The sequence below is a fragment of the Chryseobacterium sp. FR048 genome (assembly GCF_056844665.1).
The window spans coordinates 1-19,473 of the sequence record NZ_JBXDSE010000018.1 but is presented as its reverse complement, the minus strand read 5'-3'; the positions used below and the strand labels follow the sequence as shown (position 1 = coordinate 19,473).

The 19,473-nt window shown below is 32.8% G+C and carries 15 protein-coding genes; 8 read left to right on the top strand and 7 right to left on the bottom strand.

Going from position 1 to position 19,473, the window contains the following annotated elements; all coding sequences use genetic code 11:
• The first annotated feature begins 171 nt into the window (after positions 1 to 171).
• Together AC106K_RS27665 and AC106K_RS27660 are read left to right on the top strand one after the other, a co-directional pair.
• Positions 172 to 1,401: a hypothetical protein gene (locus tag AC106K_RS27665; RefSeq protein ID WP_482448840.1), complete on the top strand. Its 1,230-nt coding sequence runs from the start codon at positions 172 to 174 to the stop codon at positions 1,399 to 1,401.
• Between the two features lie 2 nt (positions 1,402 to 1,403).
• Positions 1,404 to 2,624 carry a hypothetical protein gene (locus AC106K_RS27660; protein WP_482403438.1) on the top strand — a complete coding sequence of 407 codons (1,221 nt, stop codon included), beginning with the start codon at positions 1,404 to 1,406 and terminating at the stop codon, positions 2,622 to 2,624.
• A gap of 45 nt (positions 2,625 to 2,669) precedes the next feature.
• Here the strand turns inward: AC106K_RS27660 and AC106K_RS27655 are convergent, their stop codons facing one another.
• The 3 genes from AC106K_RS27655 to AC106K_RS27645 form a co-directional block, all read right to left on the bottom strand.
• A complete protein-coding gene (locus tag AC106K_RS27655; protein WP_482448838.1) occupies positions 2,670 to 4,736 on the bottom strand; it encodes a type IA DNA topoisomerase in 2,067 nt (688 codons plus the stop codon).
• Between the two features lie 17 nt (positions 4,737 to 4,753).
• Complete coding sequence (locus tag AC106K_RS27650; protein WP_482448836.1) at positions 4,754 to 6,208, bottom strand: DUF3945 domain-containing protein; 1,455 nt, start codon at positions 6,206 to 6,208, stop codon at positions 4,754 to 4,756.
• A gap of 70 nt (positions 6,209 to 6,278) precedes the next feature.
• Positions 6,279 to 6,593: a helix-turn-helix domain-containing protein gene (locus AC106K_RS27645; protein WP_482448835.1), complete on the bottom strand. Its 315-nt coding sequence runs from the start codon at positions 6,591 to 6,593 to the stop codon at positions 6,279 to 6,281.
• A gap of 333 nt (positions 6,594 to 6,926) precedes the next feature.
• Between AC106K_RS27645 and AC106K_RS27640 the strand changes: the two genes are divergently transcribed.
• From AC106K_RS27640 to AC106K_RS27630, 3 genes are all read left to right on the top strand, one after another.
• On the top strand, positions 6,927 to 9,695 hold the full coding sequence (locus tag AC106K_RS27640) for a hypothetical protein (RefSeq protein ID WP_482448833.1): 2,769 nt from the start codon (positions 6,927 to 6,929) through the stop codon (positions 9,693 to 9,695).
• A 266-nt stretch (positions 9,696 to 9,961) separates the two neighbouring features.
• Positions 9,962 to 10,432, top strand: a complete 471-nt coding sequence (locus AC106K_RS27635) for a hypothetical protein (RefSeq protein WP_482448831.1) — start codon at positions 9,962 to 9,964, stop codon at positions 10,430 to 10,432.
• Between the two features lies 1 nt (position 10,433).
• Positions 10,434 to 12,023 (top strand): hypothetical protein, encoded by a 1,590-nt coding sequence (locus tag AC106K_RS27630; RefSeq protein ID WP_482448829.1) that lies wholly within the window; start codon positions 10,434 to 10,436, stop codon positions 12,021 to 12,023.
• Between the two features lie 53 nt (positions 12,024 to 12,076).
• Here the strand turns inward: AC106K_RS27630 and AC106K_RS27625 are convergent, their stop codons facing one another.
• Positions 12,077 to 12,934, bottom strand: coding sequence for an RteC domain-containing protein (locus AC106K_RS27625; protein WP_482448828.1), 858 nt, complete (start codon positions 12,932 to 12,934; stop codon positions 12,077 to 12,079).
• Between the two features lie 39 nt (positions 12,935 to 12,973).
• On the bottom strand, positions 12,974 to 14,683 hold the full coding sequence (locus AC106K_RS27620; RefSeq protein ID WP_482448827.1) for a helix-turn-helix domain-containing protein: 1,710 nt from the start codon (positions 14,681 to 14,683) through the stop codon (positions 12,974 to 12,976).
• A 273-nt stretch (positions 14,684 to 14,956) separates the two neighbouring features.
• On the opposite strand from AC106K_RS27620, the gene AC106K_RS27615 reads away from it, so the two are divergent.
• The 3 genes from AC106K_RS27615 (at position 14,957) to AC106K_RS27605 (ending at position 17,195) form a co-directional block, all read left to right on the top strand.
• A complete protein-coding gene (locus AC106K_RS27615; RefSeq protein ID WP_482448825.1) occupies positions 14,957 to 15,181 on the top strand; it encodes a hypothetical protein in 225 nt (74 codons plus the stop codon).
• 210 nt (positions 15,182 to 15,391) lie between these two features.
• Entirely contained in the window at positions 15,392 to 16,906 is a 1,515-nt protein-coding gene (locus tag AC106K_RS27610) for a MauE/DoxX family redox-associated membrane protein (RefSeq protein WP_482448823.1), read from the top strand.
• Between the two features lie 25 nt (positions 16,907 to 16,931).
• Entirely contained in the window at positions 16,932 to 17,195 is a 264-nt protein-coding gene (locus AC106K_RS27605; RefSeq protein WP_482403427.1) for a DUF6520 family protein, read from the top strand.
• A 96-nt stretch (positions 17,196 to 17,291) separates the two neighbouring features.
• On the opposite strand, the gene AC106K_RS27600 is transcribed toward AC106K_RS27605, so the two are convergent.
• Both AC106K_RS27600 and AC106K_RS27595 read right to left on the bottom strand, forming a co-directional pair.
• Complete coding sequence (locus tag AC106K_RS27600) at positions 17,292 to 18,800, bottom strand: hypothetical protein (protein WP_482448822.1); 1,509 nt, start codon at positions 18,798 to 18,800, stop codon at positions 17,292 to 17,294.
• The gene (locus AC106K_RS27595; protein WP_482448820.1) at positions 18,793 to 19,374 is read right to left on the bottom strand and encodes a hypothetical protein; all 582 of its coding nucleotides are present in this window, start codon (positions 19,372 to 19,374) and stop codon (positions 18,793 to 18,795) included. Before AC106K_RS27595 ends, AC106K_RS27600 begins: the two co-directional genes overlap by 8 nt.
• Between the last annotated feature and the right edge of the window lie 99 nt (positions 19,375 to 19,473).

The following is a 19,473-nucleotide window of genomic DNA, read 5'->3' as shown; positions in this document are numbered from 1 at the left end:
GTGGTCACGGTTATTAAAATTTAAAACTACATAAAAATCCTAAGGATAATGAAGTTTTTTGATGATGAAAAACTTATATTAGCAAAACTCCTTGGCAAAATAAAAATTACAATATGTCACTCGTTGTAATATGGTAGCTTTGTGAGAGAATTAACTGATATTTTAAATAATATGAAATTAACTATTCTTGAAAGGAAAGAGATACAGCATAGAACTTGGTACTTATGTAAAGGAAGCTTGTTAGAATATTTAGAAGAATTAAAAGAAAATTTTTATGAATATGCCATACAACGTAGGATCGTAAAAAACCAATATTTGGATAAACTGTACTCTACAATACAAGCCGGCGATCCCATTCCGACAATCACATTAACTTATGGAGAAAAGACCCTAGATGACATAGAAAATCAAAACGCAACTATAGACCTACAAAATACTGAAATTCTTGATGGTCTACAACGCTCATTTCGATTATGGGCATATTTGATTAGTTCAAAACTATATGCAGATAATCAAATTGATTACAGAAGCTTTGCACGAAAGCTCAAAGAGGCCAATCCATTATTTTTTGATTCAGGGGTTATGTCAACAAGACTTCTAAAAGACCTTATTGAAACTAAAGAGATAGAACAAATTGAAGAATTGTTTAGTAAATACGACATCTACTTTATAGTATGGGCTGGTCTTAATGAAAAAGAAGTTATTCAAAAAATGTTATTGCTGAACGCCGGTCAAAAATCTGTATCAAAAACCCATCAGTTTGAACTTCTGTTTCTTCATTTCTTTGAGCTTATTAATAACGAAAAATCAAATATTAAACTTTATAGAGAAAAGGATGCTCAGGCTAATGATATTAAAAGAGGACACAGAGATATAGGACATTTTATGTTCTCTTCAGTGATTGTTGCTCTACAGTCAATGGTAGAAGGAAAACCAGTGAGAGTATCTACTGAAAAACTCATTGAAGAAGAGTTCAAAGACACTAGTGATACTTCAGAATCAGCATATGACCAAGTATTTAATAAAGATTTTTTAGATCTTTTTTTAGGCAACCTTTATAAGCTTGATCAAACTATTGACATAAAAGATCCTGGAGGTAAGGAATGGTTTTCAAAAGACACATCACTTAGTGGGATTTTTGCTGCGATAGGTAGAAATATAGATTTTGGAGGAAATCAAATAAAAGAACAAACCGTAGAAACTTTTCGCCGATTACAAGAAAGTATTGAAAAAAATGGTCTACAACTTGAAGACTTCACATCCGAATATAATGTATTGTCGAGCAGATCAGTCAATATCGGAAACTTTATAAGAAAAGTTGTTATGGAATTCACATCTTCCCTTTTGGACGAAGAACCCAAGACATGGAGAGAAGTATTTAACATGGTAAAAGAAAGTTAGTTATGACCGGAAATGAACTTTTAGGTGAAATCATATTATCTCTCAATACTTATTTAGGATTCAATAACACCGATTTAATTGATCTTGTTGAAATAGACGGAAACATAGAAGATGGTTTTCATAAACTAATATCTTTAGGACTACCCGTTAATTTTGAAACATTTGTAAAGTCTCTTAACGAAATTAGAATCCAAGATAGAGATGGTTTTTTAAGTCAACCATACAGTATAACAGGAGATCCAATCATTATAAATTTTAATCAACCAAAATTTGAAAAGAAAGTAAGAAGCTTTGCTTATTCTAATACAGATTATAGTTATGTTTCTTCTTCAGCGTTTTTTGAAAACACAGATTTTATTGAACTAGATAAAATCGAAAATCAAGTAATTTGGAAACAGGTTGAAGAATTTTTAGTAAGGGCTTATACAATACCGCAAGTTGCTTTAGTAGATGATCTTTTTAATATTATATCTTCCACAGATAAATTAAAAGGAATTTTAGTTCATAAGGCAACTGATCCATTCATAGAGGATAAACACTACCCTTTTATATATTTAGCATTCTTAAATGATGGAAAATCTCTTATTCTTGATAACAAATTAAAATACTCGAATTCAAATTTAAATCCTGGCTTAGTCTATGATCCTACAAAGGAATATGATCAATTTTTTGATATCTATGATGTGATTAATGAGCTTAATCAATCTAGAGACATTATCAATCGCTTCTTAAGGCTATATCACGCATTTGAATATCTTGTTTACAGAATATACTTAGTCGAATTGGTATCTCGAGTTGGAACTAATAAAATTTTTGTGAGAGAGTTTATTGGTGCATCTGAAAATATGAAAAAAGGAGAAAAAGACTCATTCAAAACAAATTTTTCAAAAATATTTACACCGGATCTAACATCTATTCAAGCAAGCTTAACTCCTGTTACCGGACAACCTGTGATTGATTTTTTGAAAGAAAAAAAAATTATCTCAGGATTTCAGGATTTATCAATATCTAAAATTTCAGAAATTATTTATGGAATTAGATGTTGTATTGTTCATAACAAGGAAAGTGAATATCATATAACTCTTTCAAATTTTGAAGATTATGAAATAATCATTCCTCTTATTACAGAAATCATCAAAATATTTGAAAATCTTGTCATAAAGAAATTAGCTGATAATTATCTTCCGATTAAATATGGACAGCAATCTCTTAATTTATACTAAAAACAGGCCCTACAAAAATTGTAGGGCTTGTTTTGTTGCAGATTATTATTTAGTAAACTCAAACGAGAGTTTGCCTTCATGATCTAAAAGTAAATAAGCGTCAAATCGTTTTCCGAATTTACTGGTCATATTTTTTATAAGAGAGGTTTTCTTATCAACAATAAGTTTTTCTATTTCATTGTATGAAAGCTTTACACCACAAACATTTCTGAAATAGGTCCAATTGCAAGAGGTATTTTGACATTGGATAATCCTATTTCCTATATTCAAATATTGGGTATTGCAGACAGGGCGAGCCAAATGGGGTGAATCCTCCTTGCTATGGCAGACACTTAATAATTCTTTAGTGATAATAGAAGTATATTGTATAATGTCGTTTTCAAATTGTTTAGAGTCCAATTCATTACATTCAATACGATGAAAAGCCAGTTCCCATTCGGCCGTCATCGATACGTCAGCAATACTCATTTCTTTAACCCAGTTGTACACTTCTAAGCCTTTTTCCGTAGGTATAATTTTCCTCCTTTCCCTGCCAATATAATTTCTGCTGACCAATGTTTTAAAAATTTCAGATCTTGTAGCTGGTGTACCAATGCCAATATCTTTTAAAATTTTTCTTTCCTGCTCATCTTCTAGCTTGTTGCCTGCATTTTCCATAGCAGCTAAAAGACTTGCTTCCGTATAAAGAGCCGGTGGTTGAGTTTTCTTTTCTATAATAGAGCATTCTTTTATTTTAAGCTGATCCCCTACTTTAAGCTCTGGTAAGTTTATAAGGTTCTCCGTTAAATCATCGGATAAATTCCCTCTGATTGATCTCCAAGAATAATCTTCAATAGAATGTCCTTTGACCGTAAATTCATAATGCAACACCTCAATTTTAATTTCTATAACTGCTTTTTTACAAGCTTGTGATAAGGCTTCGAGCATTCTGAATACTATTAACTCATAAATTAAATTTTCTTTTTCTGATAATGCTGAAGGAATTTTCCCAGTAATCAGCAGCGCATGATGATCGGTAACAAGAACATCATTGACGATCCTTTTATTCAGGTTTTTAATATTTACTTTATTTAAAGCGGTTCTGAACCTCTCCTGACTTTGTAGAGTTCTTAAAAGCTTGGGAATCTCATGCCACATGTCATCAGGGATGTATTTACTTCCTGTACGAGGGTAAGTAATAAATTTTTTCTCATAAAGACTTTGAGCAATATCCAAGGTTTCATCTGCATAAAAATTAAACCGTTGGTTGGCATCTTTTTGTAAACCCGTAAGATCATACAAAAGGGGAGGCTGTTCTGTAATAACTTTTTTCTCAACCGCAGAGACGATTGCAGTTCCGCTTTTTTCAATTGATCGTAAAGCACGTTCAGCCTCTTTTTTTTCATTCCATTTGATAACTGATAAAGTCTTGAAATTGAGATATTCCTTATGATGATACAGTTCAATCTGCCAGAATTTCTCAGATTTAAATTGCTTATTTTCCAGGTATCTCTTGCAAATCATAGCTAAAGTAGGTGTCTGAACGCGACCCAGGGAATACACTCCATCGTCTGAAGCAATACTCAATGCTTGTGTTGCATTAATACCCACCAGCCAGTCAGCGTGGCTTCTGCAAAGTGCCGCAGTATATAAACTATTCAATGCACATCCTGACTTTAAATTAATGAAACCCTCCTTTATTGAATTTTCTGTCAGAGAACTTATCCATAATCGTTTAAATGGTTTACTGCAATGAAGATATTCATAGATGTACCGAAATATAAGTTCTCCTTCACGACCAGCATCCGTGGCAACAACAATGCTTTCACAAGACTTAAAAAGTTTTTCAATAACTTTTAATTGTTGTAAACAACCGGGGTCTGAGACATATTCCTTACCTTTCTTAATCTTTCTTACCGTCAAGATAAAGGGATCCGGTACAATGGGTAAAGATGATTTTTCAAACCCGGAAACTCCATAATCTTTAGGCATAGCTAATGTCAGCAAGTGGCCGAATGCCCAGGTCACATGATAGCCATTTCCTGTGATATAACCTTCCTTTCTTTCTGTAGCCCCAATAACCGAAGCAATTTCTCTGGCTACGCTAGGTTTTTCTGTAATAACAACGATCATAACAAATGAATACTATATTAAACCTTTCTTCCTTTTGATTTTACAGGAGCTTTTGTATTCTGTTGATTTTGCTGCTTTTCGTTTTTAGGCATTTGCTGTTTAGATTCCAATGCTTCTTTAGTATTTTTTGTAGATTCATTCGTTTTCCCATCAGAATTTACAGCGGTCTGTGTTTTATGCTCCTCAGCTGGCTGGATTTTATGTTGTAATTTACCGGGATTTGAGAATGAAAAATCAATCTTAGCCTTTTGAGTATTAAATGTAATATAACCACTGTATTCTTTACCTTTAGCATCAAGCAGTCCTGTTATATAAGCAGTTTCTCCAGATTTGAGCTTTTCATACTGAGTATCATCAAGCTCTTTTCCACGAAACACCTTAGGAAGTTCTGAACGGTTATCATATTTCACAGACTGAGCAGCTACTTTCTGTTGTTCTTTTCCTGCAGTACGATCAAACAGAAATTCTACATAACGTTTATCAGCATTAAACTGTACAAAAGCATCAAACGGTTTATCTTTCTTAGAAATCATTCCTTCAAGGAATAAGGGCTTTCCATCTCTTAAGGTTTCTTTTTGTTGTTCATTCAGTTGTACTCCTTTAATTTCATCAGGAATCTTAATATATTCTGCTTTTAATGCAATCAATTCATTTGTTAATCGGTCTATGCTTATGATGGAAGGAATTTTCTCTCCACTTTTCAAATGGGTCAAATCGACAATTCGACCCATATTGCCACTGCTCAGCAAGTTGTCCTTATCCTCTTGGGTAAAATAATGACCAAAAAAAGGAAAATTTAATTGTGGTTCCTTCCTAATTCCGTGGAGTGCAACAACCACTTCTCCCTGATCATTTTGCTGCAGTGACAACCTAGCATCCATTTTGGTAATGGCGGTTCCAAAATTCAGACTGATGGGAATAAGCTCATTGGTTTTAAAACCCTTGAGCAGTGGCTCTAAAACATTTAACTTTTCAAGTCTTTCCCTGCTTAAACCCAGGTTAGCCATTGTTTCCCAGTCAATTTGTTCTGGTTGATAACGATACTCGTTCGTATTCACTTCGTTTGATGTAGTTTCCATATCGATACTTTTATTTGTTTTTACTTCATTTCCTGGTTTTACTTCTAAACTCTCGAGAAGCTTGGTACTTTCTCGAGTCGGATGATCAAAATGATTCTGAATTTCATTTGCTTTCTTTTCTGATTCATTAGCAGGGACTTTGAAAAAAGAAAACCTTGTAGGGTTCTTGAGTTGACTGAAAAAGTTGGAAAAGAAATTTGAAAACACATCACCTGAACGATCAACCCTCATGAATTGATTTTGGTTATTTCTGGTTGGATCAATAGTTTTTAATGTGCCATCCTTCTCTATTCCAGACACTGCTTGAATCTTCATTTTCTCTTTGTCTAGTACGAGGAGAATATCGGAAAGCTCCTCTCTTTCGTTGTTTTTTTCTTGATTTTGTTCGCTCATAAGATAATTTTTAATGATGCTAAAGTATTTTTCATTAAAAAGAAATTGAAATGATCATGCATATCAGGAACTATTTGTCCAATTCTGGCTTAGCCGCCCGATCCACTGAATGAAAACCATCTCTTATAAATTGATGTACATCGGAAAGCTTGTAATACAGCTTTCCACTAATGGTATAATAAGGCAGTCTTTTTTGTGATCGATACCGCTGCAGCGATCTTGCGCTGATTTTTAAAAGTTGCAAAACATCCTGATTATCCAGAAGCTGTTCTCCATCAATTTCTGTGTGTTCTGTTTTCTTAGACACGATTTGTTCCTTTAAAAGATCAAATCTTTCCATAATTCTTTCCATCCATGAGATAAACTCTGTTCTTTCAATATCCATACGATTGATTTTATGTTGGTTATGAAAGCAAAGATTAAAAATGGGAAAGAAAAAAAGTCGGTACTTCTTCGGTACTACCGAAAGATTGTCTGGAAAAAATATAGCATTGCAGAACGAGCTCCCCTCTAGACTGGCAGCCATCAATATCTCTCTAAGAGAGGCTTAATAATTTTCAGAAAAAATATCGTATGATCTGGAAAAATTTCGAATATGTTGCGAAAGTAGATCGTAAATATCCTTTTCTGGCTGCTTTTGACTTGTTGCAAATCTTTTGGCTTTCATATCAGATTGATTTATATCTTTACTTTTGATGATGATCTGGCAAAATTACAGATGAATAAAATCCAAATTTTTATTACCTACAACCAAATGAATCACAATACACTACTTTTATTTTCAAAAGATACTGATGCAGTAAATTCTCAGCGAGGCTATAACTATCAAAATTTTAAAACCATTGAGGCCTGGGTTAACAATGCCGTATTAGGTGTTGACGAAGATATTTATTGTGATTTTAAAGAAGATATTTTTCATCGTAACAATGAGTTGAAACAATTAAAATTCAGACAAATAAAATTATATTCTGCAAACTTTTCTTTTAGCAGTATAGAAATAAAAAAATGTATTCTGCATTTTTTTTCTCTCCATATTCAATCTGATGATCATTACAGTAAAGAATATGTTTTTGAAACAAATTCCGGAATAGCAGCTAAATATAAAAATAATGATGCTGAGCTGCTCAAAGAATGGTTTGATCATCAACACAATTTAACTGAAGAGAAAATACAGAAATATTCTGCAAAAATTAAAAGTATCATATTTGATTTTGTTGATAAAATAGAGGAAGATAATTACGCAGAAATAACGGTTGGAAAATCAAAAGATTCAATCTACAATCTCGATGAAAAATTTTGGACAAATTTTACAGTTTCCATAAAATGGAAATTTCTTCATTCAAATTCAGATATTGAATTTGATGCACTGAAATCAAATATAGATCATTTAATCAATGAATTACCTTTCAAACAAGATGATCAAAAGTCAAAGCTTATATTTCCTGCTTTGCTGCAGGCTGTTATTTTAAAATTAAATAATAGAACGGGTGAAAATAGAAAACTTACCTCCAGGGAACTTGAAGAAATTGTCATATCGCTGGGAACCCTGAATGGTCAATGGTATATTGATCGAATCAAATTCTACAGAGATTTTAGATTTGTGGGTCCATTTAAAATTGGGGAGTTCTACGAAATTTTAGATTTAATTAAATATTGTCGAGAAAATCCTTATTTAAATTGTCACATTGATTTTTGGGTTCATATTGCTATGTCTTATTCCAGAAATACTTCTGTGGCAAAACAGTTTAGAAAAAAGATCATTTATGAACTTATTTTTCTAAAAAGGAATTTGGAAAAAAAAGAACATCTAAAGGCCTCTGATAGCACTTTGAGCATTGGAAACTTAAATGATTTGACCGTCGATATCAGATTTTATTTTGAAGATTTTTCCGATTTTGGTTCTGCTACCGAAATTCAATCTGCACGCTATTTATTATCAATACTTTTTACTGCAATTAAAGAAGGAAAGTGTATGTTGACAACTGAAGAAGTTATTGGCTGGAGTATCGCACTGTATAAGACAATCAACAATAGATTGTTAACGGTAAAAAACATCAGTGAAAAATGCAGATTACTCGAGCAAAAAGGATTCTTCTTATTGGCAGCTAATAGATTCAGGAATAAAAGACCAACCGAATTTATTGTATATTTTGAAGAAATACTTACCCTATCTGAATCTGCTCCCCTTTTTAAATTAAGGCGATTTGATAACAGGATTAGAGAATATATCACATTATTTATTAATCACCATGTTTTTAGCGTGGATCCTCTTATCTTAAAATCACTTGAAAATTTTTCTGAACAACTAACCCCTTTGGCAAATAAAAGAGAGACCAGTGAAACAGATGCATATAAACGCATTAAACGTTCTTTTGACTATTTACACAATCCTAGTTCTAAAAATGTACTAAAGGCACTGGAACAATTCCACTTGGCCAAAAGTAATTATCGAACAGAAGATAGTATTGAAAAATACATTGCTTCACTTCTGTCCATAGCTGATATTTACAATGGCTTAGGGTTGCAATTCGCTGCAAAACATTATGCTTTAGCTGCTTGTAGAACAGCGATTCAAAGAGATATGATTCAATATATAGAAAAAGCGATTGCACTGCTCTATAAAGCACATTTTAGTTCTGGTGAATGGTTCAATGCAATTGCATTCTTTATCAAATATCTTGGAATACATTCCCAGTCCAATATAGGTTCGAAAAATACTCATCTCGATCCTAAACATATCTCTACTTTTATATTTATTCTTTATTTTCTAAGCAGAAAGCCCAACCAGTTTAGCTATTTTATCGATGAAATCGTCAGGAAAACTGATATAATTGAGGGATGGTCACTGCGAGCCAACATTTCACATTTAAAATCGGAGTGCGATTATGATAACCTCCTGCTGGAGTTTTTTCAAAAGAATTTTGGCGACGCTCTCTTAATCGATGTAGGAGAAAAGCGAAAGATATCGTTTAAGGCACTGGACAGAACTTGGGTTGTAAAATTTCCAAATACCTATGAATATCTGGCCGTGGCAGAAGAATATATCTCAATGATCCAAATAATTACATCTGAAATCACATCATCAGAATTGGATTTTAAATTCACAACAGCTAATATTGAAGTTGAATTTCAGATCGAAAAACATTTTGTGCTACCAAAGATTCTATTATCATGCGCTCAAATTATCTGTCAAATACCATTATATTATTTGGATAGTGAAAATAAAGAGGATTCTGATCGACACTCTACAAGGTACTTGCTATCTTTTGAAAAAATTTTACAATCGATCAGCATCTTACCACCAAAAGTTGTCAGTAAGATGTTTGTCAACTTTTTTAAAGATTTTAATATTGATTCAAAATCTCAATTTGTTGATTTTTACCAAAAAATGCATCGTTCTGTATATTCGAAAGAAGACTTTGAAACATTACAATCCCCCTATTTTAATAACGAAGACATTGAATCGTTTACAATGATAAAGCCTTGAAATGCGGCTATTATAAAGTGATTCAAAATTTTTATATATTCTTTCATTTAGTGTAAAAAAAATTACATCATAATTAACTTTACAAAACAATATTTTCTTAACTTTAAGACACTTAACAATCAGGTAGTAAGAACATTGTATAATTATTCGAAAGCCATTTTTTAAATGATTGGAGATAGATACATTGTTGCAGATCCCTGAAAATAAAAACTATGGATAATGAGCAATACATCATAATTTTTACTTAACACAAAAAACTAAAAACCATGAACAAAAAATTAAAAGATGTTATCTCTGTATTAAGAGATAATGAAAATCCCGTTACGCAAAAAGATTTCTTTTTTAGATCCAAAGACAAAGAATTCAGTGCAAAGATTAGAATTGAAAACGATGTGCCCAGATTTGAAATAACAGATTTAAAGGGCTACAATTCTTCTTATGTAAATAAGAAGCTGCGTAGAGAACTTTTCGCAGCTTTTTATATCCCCATCCCCGTTGCAGGGTCAATCATCAGAGTGGCAATTGATCCATTCGTAGATGTACAACCTGGACAAGAAATAACAATATTGGCTGGAACTCACTATTTTTCTGTCGATAACCCTCCAGAATATTCTGTAATTTCTTGCAGCCCAATTAGACTTTTAAAAGATTTTGACGCGGTTTGCATTGGTGCCGGAAGTGACTTCTGCTACATGGGAACCATTAAAAGAGGTTATAAACAATTTCAATTACTGTAGCATGAAAAAAATTACAAAAATAGGATTTTCAATAGCTGCAATACTTATCATTTCAGCGATAAAATCATGTGCAGAACTTAAACTAAGCAATACATCAAAAGGTAAGTTTGAATATTTTGACAGTGACCTTATTATGAAAGATATTGTAAAAGTCAGAGTCGGAATAATGCCAGTAACTTCAGCTCAATCGGTAGACGATAAGGTCAAAATGTTTTGGGATATGCGAGATTCTATTCCACATATTTACTTGAAGGAACTTGCCAAAAAAGCTCCTAGTGGAGATTCAATGATAAAACTATTAAAAGTTCCACTATATGTTCCAGCTAAAAAGAACAATGCTTTAGAAACTGACTTTAGAGATATACGGGTAAAATTTATATTATCAAGCTCAAAATATTACTATAATGATCAACGCTTTGCACATGCTAACACAAGATTGGATCGGCTAAATGCAACAATTTCGTTGGAAGAAACGCCTGATGCTTATTTCTATACTTTTGATAGATTTGAAAATCAATTTGAAACCATCGATATGGGAACCATTGATCGTACAAATGAAGTAAAAATAGAAACCAAACTTTCAGGAGAAATGGGTGCAGGCATGACCGCAACAGCTACTAATGGGAATCTCAATAGCAATTCAGATAATTCAGATGATGGAAATGGTAATACTAAAACCCAAAAATTAGATAAAAACAGAAGCAATACCAACGGGGTTGAAGCAAAATCTGGATATAAAGCAGAGGCAAGTTATGTTAATAATGAAATTCTTAAGGAAGCATTAAAGATTAATTTTCAGAAATTGAAAACAGGATATTCTTTTGAGAGAAGACAATTCACAATCAGTCAGCAAGGAATTCCACTTCAAGATATTTTGGACAATGCATATATTACAGCTACAATAAGATTTAAAAACGATGTATCAACAATAGTGAAAGAACAGGATGTTATGGTCTTTTCAAATCTTTTCAATGACAAAGGAAAAGCTACAAGCTCCAATAATATTCAGGTTGAATCAAAAAGGGTCAAATATCTAGACCCGACAAAAATACCTCCATTAAAAGTTTCAGTTAATTATAGTGGTTCTGTAAGAGCAGTAAAAAATAGAGAGCATGATAATAACTATCTGGAGTTTGATGATCAAATTGCTATCTATAAGTTTAGCAATCAAATTTCTTCCGAAGAATTTGATTTGGGAGAAGAAAATTACGGTAGACGGGTTTATAATGTTAAGGCAGAAATAGATGGAAAAACGCATTTTTTGCAATATACCCGAGGCAATATTATTGGAAACGAAGATGTTTCATTATTTGAAGAATATAATCCTAAGGAATTTGTAGAATGGATTCAAATGATTATTAAAAATCCTTCGGAAAATCTTTTAAAAACTGATCGTTATGCATTATATTTTGGTCCTTATCAATTGGTGGGTGAAGAAATGAATGATCAAAATAAATTAAAACAGCTCAAACAGATTAAAAAAGTATTTTTAGTTGAATTAGATAGACAACAAGGAAAATATGTTGTAAAAACTTCACAACAACAACAACAACAACAACAACAACAACAACAACAACAACAACAACAATAATAATTTATAAACAGAACGAATTAGATTAGCTATTCGTTCTGTTTTATATTGTATTATGAATTATCTTCTAGTTTTTCAAAATGCTGTTCTAAACTTTCATGTAACATCTGTAAGAATTTTGTCCGTCCTTTTTTTCTGTTTTTAATCTCGAAAATAACCTTATGGAAGTTTCCCAGATCGGTGTGGAAAGAAGCTTCTGTAAACTTAATCACCTCACTTAATTCAATATTCCCACCATTGAAACAACGCATCTGATAAAGACCGTACACCAATTCTATTAAAGCAACTTTAGGTGCAGACCAGCGCATCTTAATCGATTGCATTTCAGAGGTCGATCCTTTTTCTTCTTTATGGGAAACAATTCTCGACTTAAAGTAATGCTCTAATTGCTCATTAGCAAGAATCTGAGCAATATGCTGATCGTGAGATGTGGTAAAAAAAGAGTCGTAATTATAAAAATTAGAAGGAATCTTCATCTTTAAATCAAAAGAATTCCGGACAAAATATTTATGATCAAGATAGGTGGCATTTCTTTTATAATAGCTGCAAAAATCAATATTTTCATTGTAATACATCTGCAGCTTTAGTAGCTCATTTTCATAATATTTTTTTTGTGATTTGTTACCTGCTGATGGTCTATAGGTTTCAACATTAAGTCGTGTAGAATAATAAATGAATTCAGAGATAAATAAAGGCTTAAGATTTTTAAAGAAAAAGATTTCTTCAGCGACATTATCAAATTCATGTACCGATATTAGTTTTTTCAAATCTCTTATCGCTTCATCTATGATCATCAAACTTCGTTCAGAAGTCTTGATAATATCGGTTGATAATGAATTAATCTGTTCCAGTTCTTTTTTTAATTTCTCATGCAATCCACTTGTTTTCTTGAATATTGATCTTGTAATCATGTCCTTTTTTAAGTAAATTACAAACTTTTGATTAAACTATTACATCTTACTGCCCTTTGATTCTTGTTTTTTTAATTTTATAAAATCTTTAGGCCTCAAACCATTGATTTCAAAAAATAAATCAGAAAAATTCTGACGGGAAGCAATTCCACATTCCAAAGCTAAGGCATCAATCGTATAATTGATTTCTTTTCCGTTTGAATTTAAAAGACTCGTAATATAATTTATTCTTAAAACAGCGAGATAACGGTTAAAATTAACTTCTTTATACTCGTTAATGTAGGTTGATAAATAATGCGTATTGGTTTTAAGCAACGTTGCCATTTTTTTGACCGTCATATTTTTTTGAAGATATAATTTTTTATCTTCAAAAATAGTAAGCTTTTCTTTTAGCTCTATAACCAGTTCCTCGGTTAGAATACTACTTTTAATCTTTATTGTATCAGAATCTTCTACCGATCGATTGATCCCGAATTTTTTCTCTTGGTCAATTTTTTCAATCAAGAGGTTATACTTGACTATTAATTGTTTTTCTTTCTGAACTCGTAACCCAATAACAATTAATCCTATAAGAATAACCAACCCTAAGATCACAACGGTATAAAAATGATACTGCTGCAACTGCTTCCTCTCCTCCAGCAAAGATTTCTTATCATAGTCCTTATGAATTTTTGAAGATAAGTAAGTGAAGTCTTTACTGATAATACTGTCAGAGCGTATAAATTGTTTTGTATAATATAGCTCTTTTTGAGGGTCTTTCTTACTCCTATACAGATCAATCAGGATTTCATAGCATTGTCGTACTTCAGGAAGAATATATTTATTTTTATTAAAAATTGAATCAATCTTGTTGAAGTTGTATAAAGCCGTTTTTTCATCCTTGTTGATCAGATATATTTGCCCCAAATAGAAATGTATGACCGAGACCGTCCCAAAATCATCTCTATTTTCTATTTGTGGAAGTGATTTTTTTAGAAAATAAATGGCTTCATTATAATTTTTTCTTTTAAAATCCAAAATCCCCTTCGACTTTTGAAAATAAGAATGCTCTAACGCAAAATTTCTATTTTTTCCAGTATACTCAATTCCTACGTTTACAATACTATCTGCTTTCTTTAAATCATTAAGACTTAAATAACAAACTGCGATTTGATGCAAGCTATTAAGATAACCCTTTGTGTAATTGTATTGAAGATTAGGATCCTTCTCAGAGTAGGATTGTTCTTTAAAATAATAAATGCAGTTACTGAAATGATCCAACGCTTCATCATAATATCCTAAAAAGCTTTTCACAACACCTAAATGATACAATATTTTATTTCTTAAGTACTCATCTTTAGATCCGTATGCATAGTCGTACGCTTTAAGATATTCCTCTAAAGCGGGCTTGTATTTTTTAAAGTTAAAGTAGTAGACACTCCCTTTTCCCAGATATGAATCACTAATTAGATCTCCGTTTTTATCTTTCAATGCCACAGCTATTGTGCTATCTGCATATTTCAATTTATCATTGGGATCTACAGAAAATGTAAGTCCATCTCTATAACCCTGAATAAGTTTTCGATCTTTATTTTCCCTCTTAGCTTTTGCAATATAAAGCTTAACTATGGGCATTGCTTTTTTATCATTCTTCTCCAAATCCGCATACATATCCCTAAGTTGATGAAACGTGGGATTCTTATGGTTTTGCGAAAAGAATAACGCTGCAGAAAAGAACAGCAAAAAAGAGAAATATTTTCTGACTGACATAAAATGTTGTGACTGATGATCATTCAAAATTATAACAATTCACTTATATAAAGAGTAATCTCATGCAATTTCAATTCAATACAAAGAATATCATCATTAATATCTGATTATCACCTATAAATTAACTTTTATTCAATGTCCTAATTTCAAAATTGCGACGTCCTTATTTTAAAAAAGCTCCTGTTTGTGCTTTCATAACCGCTTTTTGCACTATACCTTTGACTCAAGAATTCTAGTAACCACCGGCCGGGTTAACAATAAAAATAAATTAAAATGAAAATGTTAATCCCAATTGTAAGTTTGATACTTTTTACGTTCAGCATAATGAGCTGTTCAGAAAGAGAGACTTTGTATGATGAACAAAGTTCTCTAGATTATAATCAGTTAAAAGCAGGAAAAAATACCAATGATTCTTTGCAAGCTGCTTCTCCAGACAAAACTGATCTAGACCATGATCCTCCGGTAAAAGATGGTCATGACTGGATTGTCAAGCCATAACCGATCAGCAATGAAACTTTTGGCTCCCCATAACTCTATTATTTGTACAACGGGTCAATCATGTCCGACCAGTGGTATTTGGAAGTCCATGGGGAGCTTTACCACCACCATCTCTATTCTGAGAGGCAATCCAATGCCTGACTATTGTGGAGCAAAAATCAAATGGAAACTTCTGCACCCTCAAGATTATATCTTTTAATATTAGTAGCCATGAAAAAAAATTCCTTCTTTTATCAAAAATTCTGTATCTATTTTTTCATTATCCTTTTCTGTTACGCAGCGATAAGTAAGGCTTTGGATTTTGAAAACTTTCAGGTCCAGATTGGACAGTCTCCCTTACTGAGCGCTTATGCCGGATTTATTTCTTACGCAGCAATTGGTATTGAATTAGCAATTGTATTGTTTTTAGTTTTTCCCAAAAGTCAATTGTTTGGTTTATATGCGTCAACAGCTTTGATGTCAGCCTTTACAGTGTATATCTTTCTGATATTAAATTTCAGCGATTTCATACCCTGTTCTTGTGGCGGGATTTTGGAAAAAATGGGTTGGACTGAACATTTAGTATTTAATATTGTATGTGTATTGTTAGGTGCCATCGCTGTATGGATCAACGAGAAAGAGAATAATCGTTCGAATAGAATAACAGCCATTCTTTTAGGATCTTCAAATCTATTAAGCGCTCTTCTAATCGTACTTTTATTTTTTTCTTCTGAATTTATTATTAAAAAAGACAACAATTTTACAAGACGCTTTCCAATCCATCCTGTGATTGAAGAGGCAGTATATGACCTGAAAGTTAATTCATACTATTTTTCAGGAATAAGTGGAAATAAAATTTATCTAGGAAATACAACGGCTCCTCTCCTCTTGACAACATTGGATTCTGATCTGAAAAACTTCGATCAAAGAAAAATTGCGATCGATAAAAAAGATTTCTCATTCCGTAACTTACAGATTCAGATCCTGAAAGATAAATTCTATCTTTTTGACGGAACAGTTCCCGTAATCTACAGGGGCCATTTGAAAGATATAAAAGCTAAGATTATTAGCTATGATAATGCATTCTTTACCCAATTGGTTCCCTTGGATACAATGAAATTTGCACTACGTACTCAAAGCAGGGCTAATCAAAACTATACATTGGCTATCTTAAATCTTCAAAGTGTACCTAAAGTTAAAATGGTTTCAGGAATACTTCAGAAACAGATTGACGGTGTTTTTGATTCGGACGGATTTTTAATCAAAAAACAAAATGCCAATGGATTAATCTATACCTATAGTTATCGTAATGAAATGATGGTTATGGATGAAAATTTACATCTTATATCGAGACTAAAGACCATCGACACCGTTAAAACAGCCCAAATAAAAATCACAAATCTGGCGGATGGCAGAAGAAAAATGAGTGCACCGCCCATTAAAATAAACAGAGCAAGTACAGCCAACAGAAATATCGTCTTTATTCATTCTACTTCCATGGCAAAGAATGAATCTCCAAAAGCTTGGAACAACGTATCTGTTGTAGACATGTATTTTTCTGACCGACAGGAATATGCTGGAAGTTTTTATATCAAAAATAGAAACGGACAAAAACTATCAAAAATGATAGCCAACGATGATTATCTTTTTGTAACCGTTGGCAACAAACTCATACGATATCGATTCACACAATCAATAAAAAAATTATACCGGTCAGGAGCAGCCGAAAACCTGAACAAAGAGTAGGCATCACTTTACAATTTTTTATTTTATGAAAAAACTTATGATTCCTGTAGTCCTGATCTTGATGGGCACAGGCGCAGCTTTTGCAACAAAAGCAGGCAACGATTCTAAAAAAGCTTTACAAGCTGGATACAGAATTGATATCGAAAGCGGTGAATGTATCAACGCCAACCAGCAGTGTCAAACTGTTGGTGCAGAACCATGTGAGTGGACTGGAGACAGTAACGTTCATCTGGTTCAAGGGATTTCAGCTAATCCTACAATGTGTGGAGAGGAACTGTTTAAACCTTAAATAATTCTACAAGGAAAGGGGCAGCTCTGATTGTCCCTTTCTATTTGTAAATAAGGATAAGACCCTCTTAATATCGATGACACGGAGGATTTATATTCAGACATATCCTATCTCTCTAATCCCAATTATACCTCTTTTCATTACCGTAAATGAGAGTCCATAATCTACCTGATAATCATCTAATATAAATTCATCTATCTTGAAATTGCTGTATTCATGTGATTCAGGAATGATATGATCCAGGTCGAGCAGATCCAAACCAATTTCTTTGAGAACCTCATCAGGCAAGGTATAATCCTGCTTCACCACACCAAAAAAGGTAAAACCCGAATGAACACAATATGACATAAAAATATTTCCCGAAATATCGTACGCAAATCCTCCAATCAAAGAGCCTACAAAATTACCTAACAGGAAACCGAAAACCGGAAGAGGCAGAAATGTTTGAAATAACATTCCAAACCCCATCGAACTTGAAGTAACAAATAAATTTCTTGTCAGATTAGCGATGAGAACTTCTTGTGAAATCCTACCAGAAGCAACTAAAAAAGAATCCTGCATGGCGCTTAAACACACTGCAGTCAAAGCTCCAATGATGGTAGGGCTAACTGATTTTGCTGCAGCACCCAACATACCTGCTTTACATGCCACTGTTAATGAAGATGCGACAGCACCTCTTATAAAACCTTCTATCGATCCAGTTACCGCAGCAAAACCAATCTTTGCAAATTGTTCTTTTTCTATGTACCCAGTATTGAGTAATTTTTTAATTGCTTTAATAAGCTCAGGTGTCGTTCTAAGAACTACCGATATGATAGCTGCAGTGGTTCCTGCTTTACAACTGTGAGACAGCAAGTGCCTGAATTGAATAAGCTCCTCTGTCGTGAGACCATTTTTTAAAGGGTCAAACTCTCCCATTTTTCCAAGTTCAGCTAATCTTTTGGCTTCTTCGTCGGAAAAAGAAACTGATTGGGTTCCATCCGGAGCTTTAATTTTATCACTCAGTAGATTTAATGTTTCTCTATATCTGAATACCTGATCAGGTCTGGTTATTTCTTCTTTTGCTATTTTATATTTCAGAAATGCAATAGCCTCTTCAAGCTGCTCCTTAGGGATAATCCTAATTTGTCCACTATAGATAGGATCATGCATAACAGTATCCTGATCAATGCTTCTTTCTTTGAGAAAGTTTTGAAATGATATCTCCTTTGAACCTCGGCAGAACTCATTATATTTTTCGAAGTAACTTTTTGCCTGATGCTTTGCAGATTCTGCAGCATTAGACATATATTTAAGTCCAAAGTCTTGTCCAAAATTGCTCGAAATATCTACGGATGCAAAATGATTACTTCCATTAACCGTCGTCTTAAATGATGATTCCCTAAGAGCAGCATCAATATTAAAGCTGCCACTATGATGAGCTTCAGCGATATTACCTTTTAAAAAGTTGACAGGCGTTTTTACTCCTTGAAAGTGGTTAATTAATCCTGCATAATGTTCAACTGCCTGTTCTACATCTTCTACATATTGCAAAGCTTTCCCTCCATTGATCTGCGAAACAGCATTGTTTGCAAAGTCATGATAACCCTTAGAAAAATTACTCATTGTTACTGATGAATTTTTCTAAATAATCTTTTTCAAATATTGACACCGCAGAAAAGTATTGAAACGCATGCTGATCTTTCTTTTTTTCTAAATATTTATAGAGTCTATAAGGGGGGAAATAGGATTTAAATCTTTCTCTTTTTTCCAATTGCTCCTTCTTAAAAAGGTCCTGCTGACTTGCTACACTTACGTTTTTATAATTATAAAATTCAGAGTTGATTTCTTTCTCCAGATTGGCAAATTCTAGATCATTGATCGGATCAGCATAGATGTGGCAATTGCTACCTTTTATTCTAATATGTATTCCATGAGCATGATATGAATCAATATGATTGGGATTAGGAACAAAATCCTGTGCTAGCTCTTTCCCTATTGCTACTATTTTATTTGTGGAGGCAATTTTATGACGGTTACTTTTATATTCTGCATACGTCCAGATAACCGCTTTTATGGTTGATCTGTTTTGAGAAATTTCTTCGTACAATGCAGTCGCACTCTTCTTCGTTAGTTTATCTGAAAAAACAATTACAAATTGATTCGACATCTCATTCTTATCTCTTGAGTTTGAAAACATTTTAATGGCTATTTACCTACAAAGATAAATAGAAGTCTAAGATTAAAAAATAAATAGACCGCTATTACCTGTTTTTAACCAAAATAGGGAGGCCAAAAT